Annotated in this window: 17 protein-coding genes and 1 other RNA gene; 5 read left to right on the plus strand and 13 right to left on the minus strand. The window is 52.9% G+C overall.

Features of this window, described 5'->3' with window-relative positions:
- Nucleotides 1–80 precede the first annotated feature (80 nt).
- Nucleotides 81–242, plus strand: a complete 162-nt coding sequence (locus tag K1V27_RS15675) for a hypothetical protein (protein WP_258930993.1) — start codon at nucleotides 81–83, stop codon at nucleotides 240–242.
- A 242-nt stretch (nucleotides 243–484) separates the two neighbouring features.
- Here the strand turns inward: K1V27_RS15675 and K1V27_RS15680 are convergent, their stop codons facing one another.
- The 3 genes from K1V27_RS15680 to K1V27_RS15690 all read right to left on the minus strand — a co-directional run bounded on the left by K1V27_RS15680 (nucleotide 485) and on the right by K1V27_RS15690 (nucleotide 3,319).
- Nucleotides 485–1,594 (minus strand): hypothetical protein, encoded by a 1,110-nt coding sequence (locus K1V27_RS15680; protein ID WP_258930994.1) that lies wholly within the window; start codon nucleotides 1,592–1,594, stop codon nucleotides 485–487.
- A 21-nt stretch (nucleotides 1,595–1,615) separates the two neighbouring features.
- Nucleotides 1,616–2,755, minus strand: coding sequence for a recombination-associated protein RdgC (gene rdgC / locus K1V27_RS15685; RefSeq protein WP_258930995.1), 1,140 nt, complete (start codon nucleotides 2,753–2,755; stop codon nucleotides 1,616–1,618).
- Between the two features lie 108 nt (nucleotides 2,756–2,863).
- A complete protein-coding gene (locus K1V27_RS15690; protein WP_258930996.1) occupies nucleotides 2,864–3,319 on the minus strand; it encodes a bifunctional nuclease family protein in 456 nt (151 codons plus the stop codon).
- A gap of 240 nt (nucleotides 3,320–3,559) precedes the next feature.
- Between K1V27_RS15690 and K1V27_RS22860 the strand changes: the two genes are divergently transcribed.
- Nucleotides 3,560–3,808: an FmdB family zinc ribbon protein gene (locus K1V27_RS22860; protein ID WP_353740593.1), complete on the plus strand. Its 249-nt coding sequence runs from the start codon at nucleotides 3,560–3,562 to the stop codon at nucleotides 3,806–3,808.
- A 184-nt stretch (nucleotides 3,809–3,992) separates the two neighbouring features.
- Here the strand turns inward: K1V27_RS22860 and cysS are convergent, their stop codons facing one another.
- The 5 genes from cysS to K1V27_RS15715 all read right to left on the minus strand — a co-directional run bounded on the left by cysS (nucleotide 3,993) and on the right by K1V27_RS15715 (nucleotide 8,137).
- On the minus strand, nucleotides 3,993–5,480 hold the full coding sequence (gene cysS / locus K1V27_RS15695) for a cysteine--tRNA ligase (protein WP_258930997.1): 1,488 nt from the start codon (nucleotides 5,478–5,480) through the stop codon (nucleotides 3,993–3,995).
- 212 nt (nucleotides 5,481–5,692) lie between these two features.
- Complete coding sequence (ispF, locus tag K1V27_RS15700) at nucleotides 5,693–6,169, minus strand: 2-C-methyl-D-erythritol 2,4-cyclodiphosphate synthase (protein ID WP_258930998.1); 477 nt, start codon at nucleotides 6,167–6,169, stop codon at nucleotides 5,693–5,695.
- 52 nt (nucleotides 6,170–6,221) lie between these two features.
- Nucleotides 6,222–6,923: a 2-C-methyl-D-erythritol 4-phosphate cytidylyltransferase gene (gene ispD, locus K1V27_RS15705; protein ID WP_258930999.1), complete on the minus strand. Its 702-nt coding sequence runs from the start codon at nucleotides 6,921–6,923 to the stop codon at nucleotides 6,222–6,224.
- 50 nt (nucleotides 6,924–6,973) lie between these two features.
- Nucleotides 6,974–7,346, minus strand: an RNA gene (gene rnpB / locus K1V27_RS15710) — RNase P RNA component class A.
- A 113-nt stretch (nucleotides 7,347–7,459) separates the two neighbouring features.
- Nucleotides 7,460–8,137 carry a lysophospholipid acyltransferase family protein gene (locus K1V27_RS15715; RefSeq protein WP_258931000.1) on the minus strand — a complete coding sequence of 226 codons (678 nt, stop codon included), beginning with the start codon at nucleotides 8,135–8,137 and terminating at the stop codon, nucleotides 7,460–7,462.
- A 76-nt stretch (nucleotides 8,138–8,213) separates the two neighbouring features.
- On the opposite strand from K1V27_RS15715, the gene K1V27_RS15720 reads away from it, so the two are divergent.
- Nucleotides 8,214–8,753, plus strand: coding sequence for a shikimate kinase (locus K1V27_RS15720; protein WP_258931001.1), 540 nt, complete (start codon nucleotides 8,214–8,216; stop codon nucleotides 8,751–8,753).
- Between the two features lie 32 nt (nucleotides 8,754–8,785).
- On the opposite strand, the gene K1V27_RS15725 is transcribed toward K1V27_RS15720, so the two are convergent.
- The 3 genes from K1V27_RS15725 to K1V27_RS15735 form a co-directional block, all read right to left on the minus strand.
- The gene (locus tag K1V27_RS15725; protein WP_258931002.1) at nucleotides 8,786–9,256 is read right to left on the minus strand and encodes a PTS sugar transporter subunit IIA; all 471 of its coding nucleotides are present in this window, start codon (nucleotides 9,254–9,256) and stop codon (nucleotides 8,786–8,788) included.
- A gap of 235 nt (nucleotides 9,257–9,491) precedes the next feature.
- Nucleotides 9,492–10,457, minus strand: a complete 966-nt coding sequence (locus tag K1V27_RS15730; protein ID WP_258931003.1) for a peptidase MA family metallohydrolase — start codon at nucleotides 10,455–10,457, stop codon at nucleotides 9,492–9,494.
- Nucleotides 10,438–10,764 (minus strand): cupin domain-containing protein, encoded by a 327-nt coding sequence (locus K1V27_RS15735; protein WP_258931004.1) that lies wholly within the window; start codon nucleotides 10,762–10,764, stop codon nucleotides 10,438–10,440. Before K1V27_RS15735 ends, K1V27_RS15730 begins: the two co-directional genes overlap by 20 nt.
- 233 nt (nucleotides 10,765–10,997) lie before the next feature.
- Between K1V27_RS15735 and yihG the strand changes: the two genes are divergently transcribed.
- Nucleotides 10,998–11,915: a 1-acylglycerol-3-phosphate O-acyltransferase, YihG family gene (yihG, locus tag K1V27_RS15740; RefSeq protein WP_258931005.1), complete on the plus strand. Its 918-nt coding sequence runs from the start codon at nucleotides 10,998–11,000 to the stop codon at nucleotides 11,913–11,915.
- On the opposite strand, the gene K1V27_RS15745 is transcribed toward yihG, so the two are convergent.
- Nucleotides 11,888–12,577: a response regulator gene (locus tag K1V27_RS15745; protein ID WP_258931006.1), complete on the minus strand. Its 690-nt coding sequence runs from the start codon at nucleotides 12,575–12,577 to the stop codon at nucleotides 11,888–11,890. The genes yihG and K1V27_RS15745 overlap by 28 nt on opposite strands.
- Before the next feature lie 136 nt (nucleotides 12,578–12,713).
- Entirely contained in the window at nucleotides 12,714–14,186 is a 1,473-nt protein-coding gene (locus K1V27_RS15750) for an ATP-binding protein (protein ID WP_258931007.1), read from the minus strand.
- A gap of 629 nt (nucleotides 14,187–14,815) precedes the next feature.
- On the opposite strand from K1V27_RS15750, the gene K1V27_RS15755 reads away from it, so the two are divergent.
- Nucleotides 14,816–15,454 carry a DUF6515 family protein gene (locus K1V27_RS15755; RefSeq protein WP_258931008.1) on the plus strand — a complete coding sequence of 213 codons (639 nt, stop codon included), beginning with the start codon at nucleotides 14,816–14,818 and terminating at the stop codon, nucleotides 15,452–15,454.
- The last annotated feature ends 10 nt before the right edge of the window (nucleotides 15,455–15,464 follow it).

Raw genomic sequence — 15,464 nt, forward strand, 5'->3', positions numbered from 1 at the left:
AGCAGTATATCATGGCAAGAAAGAGTGTAAAGTTTATTTCGTGACAGGCACTTAGCAAAGCTAAGGCTGGATTCCATATTATGTATGGCTGCTACAAAGAACCAGGGAATCCCGAGACCGCCCCCGACATTCTGATAGCGGCTCTTATTCGCCTGAAGCTTGGCGATGATGCTTTCGACCTCATTCAACCGTTCGGGACGTATTCGACACCCGTTGAAAAGGTTCTCGTACTCTTTGCGTAAGGACATTGTGAAAGGCACTCTTGCCATGGTTCACCTCCGCGAAAGCCCGGTTGTTGATTTGTGATTTGGGAGCGTAACGACGCCACGGTCGGCCGATTTTCAATGCAGCGGAGAAAGATGGCAGCTGGTGTGATCGGGAAAACGGCACAGGACTCCGTTCAAAAGCTGGATCATCGAGCTGAAGATGAAGCTCAGCGTTGCGCTACAAGATTGCGCGATGCTTGAACAAGCCGACTTTGTCATCAATTTTCGTTGGGCCGTCGGGACTTGTCAATGGCGAAATGCAGGTTCGTTGAGGTGCCCGTCACTTTGTCCAGTTCGTGCTGGATGACGCCGGCCCTGTGAGGATGATCGTCGGTCGCCTGCTTCAGCAACTTTTCAAGCCCCTTTCGATACCACTTTTGGCCCATTTTCGTTTGCAGGGCTTGCTCGTCGAGGTTCCGGGGATACTTGTCAGTGCTGCACTTTGCAAGAATATCAAGCTTGATTTCCGATTCCAGGCTGATCTCGTTTGCGATGAAGCTCACCAACACCGTCCAGTCTTGAGGGGAAGGCCCTCCCCATTGCTTGGTCAGGGCAAATAAACGATAACAGATAAGGGCCGCATCACGTTCCTCCTCTCTCTGAAAACGGCGGCCGCTATAGAGCCGCATGGCTTCCCTGCCCACTTGACCGATGAATGCCAGGTAAAACCAGCGCAACATAAAAAAATAGCCCTCCCGGCTGATTTCCCTGCCTGCCCAGTAAAAAGGATTACCCAGGTTTTTTAGATCCACTGCCCAGCGGGCGAGTCGATAAATGCGGCGGTGCCGCTTCAGCAGCTGCAGCACCGGGTTTTCATTGATCTTCCTGTAAACTTGATAGTAGCGTTGATAATCGCTTATCTTTTGTTCGCCCAGGAGTCTGAATGGATTCATGGAGGCGAGTCGATTGAGGCGGGCAGTGACTCGTTGCACCAGTTGAAGGGATTCTTTCAGAGATGCTTCGTACTCGGGAACAGGCGCCTGCTCATGGTAGACTGCGGCTATTGACCTCACGACATCAATGGCCTGCTGGCTCAAGGATTCTATGGTGAGGCGCAGTTCGACTTCGGGGATTTCCCAGACCTGGCGGCGTAAACGTTTGACCAGTGCAAGAGCGTCCCGATCCTTTGCGCTGAGAGGAGGAAGAAAATCAAGCTCATGCTCTTCATCCAGTCGGTCCTCCAGAAGTCTTTGCCAGCGCCGTCTCAGGTACCAGCGCAAGGATGCCAGCACCGTTATGGTCAGGACCGTGAATAGTACGAACAGCGCACTAATCCAGTGCCTGCGCAGTTCGTCAAAGAAAACTTCGGTCTGCAGGAAGGATTCCATGGAAACCGCTTGTAGTCGGAATCAGAACGGAGCGATATCCTGCTCTTTTCCCGCAATCCATTTTCTGAAAACGGGCAGAACGTCGGAGTCCCATGCGGGGCTCAGCCGATAGGAAAGGAACTTTGCATAAAGTGCGTTCAAAGCAGAGTTGACTTCCTCGATAAAGAACATTTTTTCAAGGAACTTGCCGTCGGCGTCTTCTTCCTCGTAATCGGGCAATTGCTTGGGAGTCTTGAGTCCTTTCAGGCTCCACAGGGAACTGTCCAGTGTGAAATAGTAATCATTGTCCCCGATTTTTAGATAGAATTGTATTTCCTCGGCCAGTTTGCCCTGCTGCAGGGCCACCCGGGCTTCATGCAAGGCATTGGCCTGGGTCGTACAGATAACCTTTTCTTTTCCATCGCTCGGCATACTCAAAACCAGCCGCTCTCCCAGAAAAATTTCCGCGGAAATTTTGTCGGATATTGAGAATTTCCCCTGGGATTGCTCGGAAAAAAACCACAGCCAAGTGAGAAACTCATAGCCGAGAAAGCGCCCGTCGCTTAGAGCCTGCGGGGACTTGACGGACACCAACGAGGTCAGGACATCCTTCTGTCTGGCGTCCAGGGGAGGCGTCATGTTGAGGGCCCAATGCACGTGGTAAAGGGGAACAGGGTAGAGTTTAAATTGCGCCTCAAAACGTTCCAACAGCGCTTCGATCATTTTGCTGCTGGTGGTCCCCAGAAGCATCCATTTTGCGGCCGGGCTCCACACCACTTCACAATGGGACGGCTGTGGCAGAACTCGATTCATGAGCCAGTTTTGAACGTTTTCCTGGATTTCGAGCTTCTCGTGTCTTGATGGCCATCTTCCTTCGTTCTTGTCCCGATAGTCTTGGATGGCCTGCCTTGAGTGTTGTTTGAGAATAACCGCAGGTACTTTGCGCTGGTCCATGCGAAAATTGAAAGCAACGTATTCGCCTTTGTGGTAGGTGCCTAAATTGAAGCCGGAGTCGAAAAAGTCATCCCAGGATGAGAAGCCCACGGCCAGTTCCTGCCCTGCTTCGCATTCCTTGAAGGCACCGGCTCGCAGTCCCTCGTCAACGTAAGTCCAAAAATCTTCGGTAACCGGATCCGGTACAAAAAAACGTGTGAAGGTGGCGCTTGCGGACTGAATTCCCATGGATGTTTATCCCGCTCCTGTCGTATGCGTGTGGCAAGAATGATCACAATAAAGGCTGCACTCGCATCTCGTGCAGTAAGATCTCAGTATGATGAGTGCACTGTTTCGCTAAAATTTGACGGTTCTGACGATGGCTTCGTACTCCTGCACCTCTTCGGTACTCAGTTCGCGGCGAAGCAGCTTCCTGGAGACCATGATGGGGCATTTCTCGTGAAGAGCCAGCGCTACCGCATCACTCGGTCGACTGTCAAATTCCACTTCCTCATCGCCAATGCGCGCATAGACTTTAGCATAATAGGTGTTTTCCTGCATTTCAAAGATTTCAATGCGGTCGAATTTAATGCCTGCGCGGTTCAACACCGAGAGGTAGAGGTCGTGCGTGAGTGGACGCTTGGGCTCGACTAATCCTTTTTCCTTTGCGATGGCTGTGATTTCAGCGTCTCCCACGAACATCAGGAAGTAACTTGGATCTCCTTCAGACTCTTTGAGAACAACCATATTGCCCTGAATTCGATCAGTCTTGATGAATACTTCTTTCACGTTGATGAAATCGGTGGATGCCATGCTCTCCTCCTGACAGTTAGTCCGTTGATTGGCCATTCTTTATAGCATGTTGCCGAGCATTTTCAAACCAAGCGCACAGGGGCCTGATTGACAGTTGGATCCGAAAAACTTATAAAGCAATTTGCCTACTAAAATCACCAAGCACCATTAGACTAATCATTGACATTATACTTTTAAACTGACAATTCATGATGGAACAGTTGTTTTACCGACGGGAACCTGTAGAGGATGGAAATCGACATGCCAATTTATGAATATGTCTGTCTGGATTGCGGAAATGTTGCGGAGCACCTGGTGTTTGCTGATGGGGAGACGTTGTCGTGCCCCAACTGTCAGGGTAAAAAATTGAAAAAACTCTTGTCTGCTACGTCCAGTGCGTCCGGAGCAAAAGATCAGAGCAGAATTGCCGGAGCGGGAGATACCGGGTGCTGCGGGTCCAGGCCGAGCACCCAGGGCTGCGTTCCCGGCACTTGTTGCGGAAAGGCCTGAGAGACCCGGAAAGGGCGCCTGGTCGCATTACCAGCATTACAGTGCAGGGTTTGAGAGCTGCTCTCCTCACCCTGACCCGTGCGGCAGTGCGTGCGCGTTCCGGGACCGGGTGCAGATTTCTGCGGATGACGCCGCGGCGCAATATCTCGTGAATGCCCGCGCAGCTGGCCTGACAGGCAGGCGATCAGACAATGACTCGCCAACGGGTACCATCGGGGCTGTCTTCCAGTTGGACGCCCTTTTGTTCCAGTTCATCCCGTATCCGATCGGCTTCGGCGAAATTTTTTTCTTCTCGCGCTTGCTTGCGGCGTTCAATGGATTGTTCGATGTCCTGCGCGGTCAATCCGGTGGATTTCAGCTTCAAGGTCCTGTGTTCGGCAAGAAACACCTGAGGGTCCCGGCCCAGGAGCCCGACAACCGCTGCATGCTGCTGCAGTGAAGAACTTCCCTTTAAGGCCAGGCGGGCGGCGGCACCCTTCAGTTTTTTCCGGCCGAAGCGGTCCAGGAATCTTTGCAGGTGGCGCTGTAGAGCGAACATATGGCCTATGGCCTGAGCAGTATTGAAGTCGTTGTCCATTGCTTCATGGAATGCTTGTGGCAGCGATTCAACCGCCTCGTACAGCTCTTTGTCCTGCCCCTGGAGGGCTTTCTCCGGGAAATCACCCTGCGGTTCCGGCGCTCTTTCCATCACTGCTGCCAGAGTGGTGTACAATTTTTCCAAGCCGCGCTCGGCTTCGGCAATGGTTTCATCAGTAAAGTCCACCGGACTCCGGTAGTGTTTGCTCAAAACAAACAGACGCAATGCTTCTGGATGGATCTGCCGCAGCACGTCCTTGATGGTGAAAAAATTTCCCAGCGATTTGGACATTTTTTCATTATTGATGTTGACAAAGCCATTGTGCAGCCAATAACGCACAAATGGCGTTTCAAAGGCAGCTTCACTCTGCGCTTTCTCATTTTCATGATGTGGAAAGACCAGGTCCTTGCCGCCTCCATGAATATCCAAAGTTGTTCCCAAATAGCGATTGCACATGGCTGAACATTCGATATGCCAGCCTGGTCGTCCCGGCCCCCATGGGCTCTCCCAAGCGGGCTCTCCGGGTTTGCTTGCCTTCCACAAAACGAAATCCAGCGGGTTGTGTTTGTTTGCATCCACCTCCACGCGCGCGCCCGCGACCATATCGTCAAGCATTCGCCCCGAGAGCTTGCCATAATCGGCAAACCGTTCTACCGCAAAATAGACATCCGCCCCCGGTGCGGGTTGGTAGGCAATCCCCTTTTCCATCAATATTCTGATGAGCTCAATCATTTCATGGATATTTTCTGTGGCCAGGGGTTCCATGGTTGGCGGCAACACGTCCAGCGCTTCCATATCGTCGCGAAAGGCATGGATATACTTGTCCGCAACGGCACGGTAGTCGGTATTCTCTTCGTTTGCCCGACGGATGATCTTGTCGTCAATATCGGTGAAGTTGCGCACATAGGTTGTTTCGTAGCCCAGGTGTTTCAGGTAGCGATAAATGACGTCAAAGACGATGACCGAACGCGCGTGGCCGATATGGCAGTAATCGTAAACCGTCACCCCGCAGACATACAATTTCACTTTACCCGGTTCCAACGGGGTGAACGACTCCTTGGTTTTGCTGAGCGTGTTAAAGACCTGTAAACTCATGAATGTTGGTCCTCGTCCCAACCGAGGCTGTTCGAAGATTGACTCGTTGTCCCCGTTCCTCATGCCGGAGAAACCTTGCCAAAGTGCCGGGCATCCCGCATTCCCCCGCCCTTCCGGTCTTCTACTTCCGGCCGAATGACGGGCTGAACACGTTTTCGGACGGCCTCCTGGTCAAACATATGAAGAGTTAAAACATAGTGCCGGCGAGAGCCTTACCCTGTTTTGTTTATGAGCGCAACGGCATAGGCGGCGATGCCCTCTTGGCGGCCGGCGAACCCCAGTTTTTCAGTGGTCGTCGCTTTGATACTGATGCAGTTTGCGGGAATCTTCAAGGTGCTCGATATCTTTTTAATCATTTTAGGTATGTATCCGGCAATGCGCGGCTTTTGCACTACCAGGGTAGTGTCGATGTTGACAACGGTAAAACCTTGTTCTGCCAGCAACTCGACTGTTTTTTCCAGCAGAATGATGCTCGAGATGCCCCGATATTCAGGGTTATTGTCGGGAAAGTGCTGCCCGATATCACCCATGGCGGCGGCTCCCAAAAGAGCATCACACATGGCGTGGAGCAATACGTCTGCGTCCGAATGTCCAAGCAGACCGCGATCATGCCCGATCTCCACTCCACCCAAAATCAGTGAACGCCCTTCGGCAAATGCGTGCACGTCGTAACCAAATCCCACCCGCACCCATTACTCCTGAAAAACAACAGTGTCATCCGCAGCCATATCATTAAAATTCTTATCGTTTGGCAAGAAACCATTCCGCCCAAAAAAGATCCGAAGGTCTTGTCACCTTAATGTTGAAGAATTCGCCTGCGACCACATCGATGGGTCTATTCAGACGTTCCAGCAGAGAGGCGTCATCGGTGCCGGTCCACCCGCGCTGTTGAGCTTGCCGATAGGCATCCTGAATCAAGTCTCGATGGAAAACCTGAGGGGTTTGAACAAGGATGATCTGGTCCCTTGCCAGCGTTTCCCGCACCTGTCCATTATGTACACGCTTGATGGTGTCCGTGGCCGTGACGGCGGCTATGGCGGCGCCGTTCTTACGGGCCCTTTGCCAAGTCTCCTTGAGCAATTTGACCGAGGCAAACGGGCGTACCGCATCGTGTATCAACACCCAGGAGCACTCCGTGGGCAGTTGTTGCAGGGCATTAAAAACACTGTCCTGGCGCTCTTTGCCGCCGGCGATCACGTGGATCGAGAGGCTACAGCCGGAGCAATACTTGTGCACCATCTTTTCACTCGCGCCGACCAAATCGGGAGGCGCAACCAGGAGCATTTCGGAGATGAAGGGGGCTTGCGACAACCGTTCGATGGTGTGCACCAAAATGGGCTTTCCTGCCAGCATTAAGAACTGCTTGGGCTGTTTGCTTCCCATCCGAACGCCGCGTCCCGCTGCAGGAACAATGGCAATGGTTTTCTCGCAAGATTTTTTCACCGAATCCGTGCCGCTCTTCTTGTAAATGAAGCCGATTCATTGGAAAGGGAATTTGGAGCAGGTCATAAGCCGGGTTCTGTTCCTTTTCTGCTATACAACAGAAAAGGCAATGGTCATTCCTCTAGGCCCACCGTTACCGAAGGGCTCAAGCAACCTACCCGAGAGCTCGGACGGGCCGCCCTCAAACGCTCTCCTATTTGGTCTTGCTCCGGGTGGGGCTTGCCCAGCTCCCGGTGTCACCACCGAGACTGGTGAGCTCTTACCTCACCGTTTCACCCTTACCCCGCGAAGCACGGGGCGGTCTGCTTTCTGTTGCGCTTTCCTGCTCGTCGCCGAGACTGGATGTTATCCAGCACCCTGCCCTGTGGAGCCCGGACTTTCCTCCGATCCTGCGCGCGGACCAGCGACCATTTGCCCTACTCCAAATTCCCGTCTTTATTACCAAACGACAACAATCGACTGCACGCAAACATTCTAACCATTCAAGTTCGGCGTGCAACAGCCAAATAACAAAGCCGCCAACATTTTGCAACATTCTAATCCGGGGTCAGGCCCACAATCTCTGTCGCCCTCAGGGTCAAACGGTTGAGCGTTGTTTGTAACTCGCGCCTCATCACCTCGAGGTCTGTCGCGGACATTTCTCCGGTGATCCATATGGGGGGACCGTATATAAAGGCGACTCGCGCAAAAGGTTTCGCCAACATGGTGCGGTCCCAGCTGCGAAAGCGCCAGCAGGGATTGGCCGCCATGCTGACAGGCACAAGGGGGGCTTTGGCATGTCGGGCCAACACTAGAATGCCCTTTTGGGCAATTCGAGCCGGTCCCCTCGATCCGTCGGCAATGAACCCCCCCGGCTCACCTGATCGCAGGTGCGCTATTATCTGTCGCAGCACCAAACTGCCCCCCTTTCCCGAAGAGCCGCGCACGGACTGATATCCAAGGTGCTTGAGAACGCGTGAGGCCCAATCGCCGTCGCGGCTGGGACTGACCATGAGCAGCCCGTTGCGATCACGAAAATAATAAACGACACCGGGAAAGGCGAAGTGCCAGGCAGTGTAGATTATGGATTTCCCGGCGCTTAAAGCGGCTTCTTCATATTCCTGTCCAAATGTTGTAAAGTGACAGGTGTGATGCAGCAGTCGGATCATCATGGCTGCGGATTGCGGTAGAAAAGGCAGCTTGTCCAAGACGAGCCGAGGGTTTTTTTTGCGCATATTTTTTGACAGCCTCGTTGGTTGAACGGCATTGTCCACATCATAGCGGTTAACCCGCAAGAGTACAATCCAGCACATGGAAAAATCCAATATTGCCCTGATCGGTTTTCGCGCTACTGGCAAAAGTAGCATTGGTGAGAGGCTGGCACAAGTGCTGCAACGCCAGTTTGTGGATATGGACAGTGAGCTGACAAAAGCGTTCGGCCAGAGTATCCACAATTGGGTGCGGGGGCATGGCTGGGAGTCTTTTAGATACGCTGAATCCGAGCTTCTCAAGGAGCTTGCCGGCTGCAGGCAATTGGTCATTGCCACCGGAGGCGGCGTGATCGGGTCTGAAGGCAACCGGACGCTGTTGAAAAAATATTTTTATGTCATCTGGTTGAAAGCCACTCCCGAAACCATCCGTTCCAGATTGCTTGACGATCGCCGCACCACCCATGTCAATCGACCTCCTCTCACCGACCTCCCCCTTGAGGATGAAATCGATCACCTGCTTCGCGAACGCTTGCCCCTTTATGAAGAGTCTGCCGATGTAAGCTTTGCGACTGACAACGCCTCCGTGGAGGAAGTGACCGAGCAAATTGTGGAGGGGATGGGCCAGTGCAAGGATGGATGATAGTGCAACCAGACGGCAGGGCAGGCCCATTCTCAATGGAAGGCCATTTCTTCTTCCAACTCCCTGATGCGGTTCAAAAGATCCTGGGAATCGGCTGCTCCTCTGATCAGCTGAAGAAAGCGGGGATTTCGGCAAAGTCTGGCGATTCCGGCAAGAATTTGCAGGTGGAGCACCGTCTCTTGAGCTGGAACCACCAACGCCAAAACGATATCCACCGGCAAAGCATCCAAAGAATCAAATTCAATGGGGGTTGCCAAACGTATCAACAGCATCGCTCCCCTGTCAGCTTCATCGCTGGTGGTGTGGGGAATGCCGATGCCATTGCCTATGCCCGTGCTGAGCACTGCTTCGCGCGATTGCAGGCCGTCATACAGCTTGACAGCGTCCTCTACGATGCCGGCGCGCGCAAAAGCCTCTGCGATAAAGCGCATCACAGAGTCCTTGTCGCGCAAGTCCATATCCAGATATATCTCGTCGGCTTGAAGACGCTCCCAAATTTTCATAATGGCTTGTATTTAGCAGGGTTGCGAGGGTCAGTCAAATGGTTCTCAACCAGGCCATTGCTGACACGCGACCCGAGAGCACAAGTTCCGGGTGCCGATTCCCGGGCAAGTCGGTTCCCGTTTTACACCTGATAGAACCCGACACATTGGAATTGCTCGGGTTGACACCCTGCACTCCACACACGGGCTCAGGTCTGTCCAACTATCAGATCGCAGCCATCGGCTTCGGTTTGAATCAGGACAGCTCGACCTCGTTTTCATCCTCTTCCTGCTCCTCGTCTCTCCTGCCGATGAAGGCCTTGCGCCGGATGAAAGAAACGACTGCCAGCAATGCTGCAATAAAGAAAATAATTTCGTAGAGATAGTGACCGAGCCATATGAACAATAGGCGCATGCCATTGCGACTGCTGCGCCACTCGGATTCGAGGGTTGCCAGGGTGCTGTTGAGGTTGTACATCAGCGCGCTGTCCATGTCTTCTCCATTCTTCAGGCTCTGCAGTATCTGCTTGACACTCTCCCTGCCATAATGGGCGCTCACATACTGCACGAAATCCCTGCTCTGCCGGTATGCCGATGCAAGTTGCCGTTTTTCTGCGGGGAACCTCTTGCTGAGACGTGCCAGAGGCATTTCACCACGGCTGAAATCAACCGGCGCAACATCTCCCAGTGCAAGGAATTCTCCGACGGTCCCGCTCACCCACTGACACACCCCTTCGTCCAGCCACCTGGGTAATCTGGAGTCTTCTATATTCTCATGGAGCATGAGGTGGCACAGCTCGTGTTTAAGCATGTCATTGAGTTGCCAGGGTTTTGTAAAATCCGCAGGTGAGACGCGCATGGCGATGAGATTGCTGGCGGGAACGGTAAACGCGATGAAGTGCGGACTGCCGCTCATGGCTGCGAAGTCTTCAGGACTTTCTACCAGTTTCAAAATGGGACGGGACCGCAGTTGCAGTCCAAGGGATTGCTCCAGCTCGATCTTTATGTGAGGGAATTGTTTCAGAAAGTGGTCTGCGGCCGGACTGGTTCCCCTCTCGAAAATCACGATCAAGTGCTTGTCTTGCAGGACGGTTTCGGCAGTACTCAGGGGAGCGGATGCTGCATGGAGCACGAACAAGAACAGGCTGAATAAACTCTTCAACGCAATTTTTCGATAGCCTTCGGCGATGAACGGCAACCAGTCAACGGTAATAGACTGCAAGCCAGATGGTCTTCTCAGCAGCATCCGTCCATTCCACCCGGTGCCTGACATGAGCCGGGATATTGATCCAGTCGCCCGGTTTCAAAGCAACGACGTCATGGCTTCCTGCAAATGCCAACCCGGCGCTCCCCGTGAGCAAAACAACCCACTCATCCACGTCTTGATCGTACCAGAACCCTTTCGGGCTGGCATGCCCTTCGGAAATAATTTTTTTGATTTTAACATTTTCCGAACCGGCCAGCAGTTCCAACGTTTCGTCTTCTGAACGGCCTCCAGTCGTTCCGGAATAGATGTTGTTGACCATCATGGCCGATGCAACTCCTCGATAGCATACAGTGTCGTTGGTGTGATAGATTTGGTTTTTGAATCGCGGTGAACAATAATTGAAAGTCTGTAATTCGGCAAGCTTTGGGTTATGATGGGCAGGGGGCTGGGAAATGCGCCGGCCTGAGACACAAACCACCAATTAGAGGATACTGAAGCGACAGGATACCCAGGGGATTTATCCTTCCCACATCTTCCAGATTGGACAGAACGAACATGTTGCACCTGCTGCCACCGCCCGTTTTGGGCACACTCACTTTTGTCTTGCTCACCGTGAATACTCTGTTTTTCGCAATCCTGGTGATGGCCATCGTACCTTTCAAGGTTGCCCTGCCCGGCGCAAAATTCAAGCACTTCAGTTATGGATTAATTGAATCGCTGGTGCAAACCTGGGTTGATGGCAATACGTTGATTTTTCATCTGACGCAAAAGATTGAATGGCGTGTCCAAGGTCTGCACGAGAATTTGAAACGGGACGGCTGGTATCTCATTATTGCCAACCACCGTTCCTGGGCCGATATCATTGTCCTGCAGACGCTGTTCAATCGCAGAATTCCCTTTCCCAAGTTTTTCATCAAACAGCAGCTCCTGTATTTTCCTCTGCTCGGCTTTATCTGGTGGGGAATGGATTATCCTTTCATGAAGCGCTATTCGAAAGCGTACCTTAAAAAGCATCCGGAAAAGCAGGGCAAAGACCTGGAAACGACCCGTCGTGCCTGCGAGAAGTTCAAGCACACGCCGGTAACGATCCTCAATTTCCTTGAGGGCACCCGCTTCTCGCAGACAAAACGGGTGCAGCAAAATTCACCGTTTCGTCATCTGCTGCTACCCAAGGCGGGCGGTATCGCCTTTGTCCTTTCGGCAATGGGAGAACGCTTCAAAGAAATTTTGGATGTTACCATTGTCTATCCGGTGCGCAATTTCAGTTTCTGGCATATGCTGAGCGGCCGGCTGCCCCGCATTGAAGTTCGCGTGGATCGCCTGGCAATCCCCCAGGAGGCTTTAATTAAAGATTACCTGACCGATGCGGATTTCCGCGTGCGCTTCCAGACCTGGGTCAATCAGGTGTGGCAGCACAAGGAGCGGTTGATCGAGGATATCCGGGTTCAAACATCCGGTACGGCCAATTTGTAGCCTACGCCATAGACCGTAACGATGAATTCCTGGTTGGGAAGTTTTTCATTAATCTTTTTGCGAAGATTCTTTACATGGGTGTCGATGGTCCGATCATACCCTTCAAAGTCATAGCCTTGCACCTGGTTCAGCAGTTCGTTGCGCGAAAAGACCCGGTTCGGATGGCCCATAAGAACCTTCAGTAACCCGAACTCACTGGGCGTCAATTCCAGTGCTTGACCGTCAACGGTTACCTGTCGCGTTTCCATATTGAGGGAGATGGGGCCGATGCGGATATAGTCCTCTGCGGGTTCGGCACGAACCCTGCGCAGCACTGCTTTGACCCGTGCCACCACCTCACGTGGGCTGAAGGGCTTGCAGATATAATCGTCGGCTCCCAATTCCAGACCGATGAGCCGATCGATCTCTTCCACCCGCGCCGTGATCATGATGATGGACACATTGGAAAACTTGCGCACTTCCCGGCACACCTCCATACCATCCATCCCGGGCAGCATTACATCCAACAGAATCAAATCAGGATGGTTCCTGCGCACATAGCCCGGCACCTCATCTCCACGTTCCAGGTGTGAAGTCTTGTAGCCCGCCCCTTGCAGATAGTCTCTCAGAAGGGCTGAAATCTTCTGTTCGTCTTCGACCACCAGTATGGTTTGATCAACCATAAGATCCCCCGGATTCTCAAATCAACACATTGCGACTTTGCTGATCCCGCATAGTGAGTTACCCTGCTGAAGCTCCATAGTTTCTCTCCCCTCGTGGCAAAGAGGTCAGGTGAGGGGGAGTGATATGCCCTGTTCTTCAGCAGGGAGCGGTTTGCCGCATGGAAGCCGATTTGGCCAGAGGCAGTCGGACCTCTATTCTAAGACCGCCCGTGGTGCCGTTTGCAGCGGCAATCGTTCCCCCGTGGCTCTCGACAATTGCTTTGCAGATGGCCAGGCCCAGGCCGCTGCCGCCTTTATTGCGCGTTCTTGCCGAGTCCACACGGTACAGCCGATCAAACAAACGGTTCACCGACTGCTCCGGCACTCCCGGTCCCGAATCCTCGAAGAAGAGCGAAAGTTCCTGTTGAGAGGTGAAGTTCTGCCAGATCTTCAAGGCTCCGGGTGCATCGGCATAACGCAGAACATTTTCCAATATATTGCCATAGAGCTGACCAAGCCGGCCGGCGTCGCCCAGCACAGCAACTTTAGCGGCTGATCGCGGCGGGACCTGAAGGTCTATTGCGGCTGCTTCAAACCGGTTGCGATACAGTTCCAGAGTCTCTTCCAGCACCTGAATTGGGTCGACAGGTTGCGGGTCCAGGCGCAAGGCTCCTACGTCAGCCATGGATAACTCATGGAGATCGTTCACAATGTTGTTCAGATGGAGCACTTCCGCATAGAGGGAATCGAGTGCCTGACGATTGACCTCACGAACTCCATCCTGCATCGCTTCGATTTCTCCGCGAAGAATCGATAAGGGTGTTCTGAGTTCGTGAGAGATGTCGGATATCCACTGTTTTCTCATCTCTTCGTAGTGTTCGAGAGTTTGAGCCATGGTATTGAAATCCAAAGCCAGCTGACCCAGCTCATCCCCAGATCGGACCTCTATGCGCGTGTTGAACTCGCGTGAAGCAAGCGCTTGCGTCCCCTCGGCCAATTTCCTGATGGGCGATAGCAGATGCCGGGAAAGGAAAAACGAAACGGCGGCGGTCAATAGAAAAATACCGCCTCCTATCAGGTAGAACAATTTGTTTTGTTCCCGCAGGAAAGCGGCTTCCAGAGGAGTCAAACTGGGCTCTCGCTTGCTGACGCCCAGCCAGCCGATCAATTTACCGTTCACAACAATTTCCCGCAGTGAAGACGCTTCGTACTCTTTTGCGCGGCCTGCAACCAGACGTTTGTTTGCATCCAGCAGGAATACCTGACTTCTAAGATCAAATGGATGTCTCACCGGTCTGCTGGAGGACCCCGGGCTGTCGCCTTCCTGTTCAGAACCGGCACCAGGAACGGAGCGCGCCTGTTCAAGCTCACGACTCCTACGTCCGGCTGACCGGATCATTTTGCGCCAGCGGTCGGAATCAGCCGCCAACTGATTCCACCCCCCGGTGGTCTCATATTCGGAGATGAGCAGATCGGTCAACTCAGCAAGTTTTTCCATCTGCATTTTCTTCACATAGTTGACGAAGATGCGCCGTCCCAGAAAGTGCAGGGCGCCTATCGTCAAGGCGGCGATGGCAAACGATGTGAGCAGCAGAGCGGCGAAGATTTTATAGGAGAGCTTTACTCTCACCTGGAAACTCCCTGATTCAAGTTGGTCCGCGCATAAAAGCATGCCGGCATTGCGATATGAGCCCGAGTCCGGCAACACTCAGGGACTGAAAGCGTCTCTTGTAAGCCCGAGCAAAACCGTCATCCCGGTGAAATACCGCCCCGGCGGCAGCGATCCGGAAAACTCCGCAGAACCTGGTTTCCATCATCCCCCAGAATGATATGAGAAGACTTTTACAGAACGCTCAACAATCAACATATTTTTATCCCATTGGCAGGGGATTTTGCCACCGTTCACAATCTTCCCATGGATTCTCCACATCTTGTTCACAATTTGCACTGTAACATCATTTTCTCAACATAGTTTCTTCATATTCTCTCCACAATCAATTGTTATTCAAGAATTCAAAGTCGCCAATCAGCTTTGTTTTGCCCAGCTGAAGGCGCTTTGAAGGCGGCCACCGGGCGATGGAGGGATGTGATGGGAGAGTTGGTGAAAAGCCTTATTGACACAGTGCTGCGGCTTGCTGTCATTGCAGCCGCTTTCCTTGTGTACACGTTCAGCATTTATGGGGCAATGTACTGAAACCTGACCGGGACTTCCAGGTTGGTCAAGAACCAAGCTGGGTCTGGGTTGAAAAGGAGGCCGTAATGAGGAAGATTACTTTTTCCAGACGTCTACTTGTAGCCCTGGCTGTGCTTCCCGTGATTTTGATTGCTTTCATGACGACCGCAAATGATGCTCAGGCATCACGCAAACATAAAAAGGGAGGCGTTGTTTACCAAGGCCCCCGCCACGGCAAGGTTGTCAGACATCTGCCGCCAGGGCATCGTCCAGCATGGGTCGGCAAGAAAAAGTATTTCTATCACGGAGGGGCTTTTTACAAGAGAGGGCCGCACGGGTATGTGGTGGTCCGACCTCCCAGAGGCGCTGTCGTGGTCAGTCTTCCCATGGGTTATCGTCACTGGGTGGTTGGCGGCGTCAGCTATTACCATTGGGGAAACGTCTACTATCGCAGAGTGCCGGCCGGTTATCAGGTGATCGAGCCTCCCGTGCAGGCTCCGCCGGCCTATATGGGCGGCGAGCGGGTATGGGTCAATATACCGGTGCTGAATGTTCGCTCGGGGCCTGGAGTGGATCACCCGGTCGTGAGGCAGGTCAATCAGGGTGATGAGTTGTTCGTCCAGGACGAGATACCGGGCTGGCTCTACGTGCAATTGCCCGATGGGCGGTTCGGCTGGGTCATGACTGAATACACGACAGCGCAGTTGGTTCGTGCCGGCGGCTGACTTATACTTG

Source organism: Desulfoferrobacter suflitae (assembly GCF_022603395.1).
GTDB classification, from domain to species: Bacteria; Desulfobacterota; Syntrophobacteria; order Syntrophobacterales; family Syntrophobacteraceae; genus Desulfoferrobacter; species Desulfoferrobacter suflitae.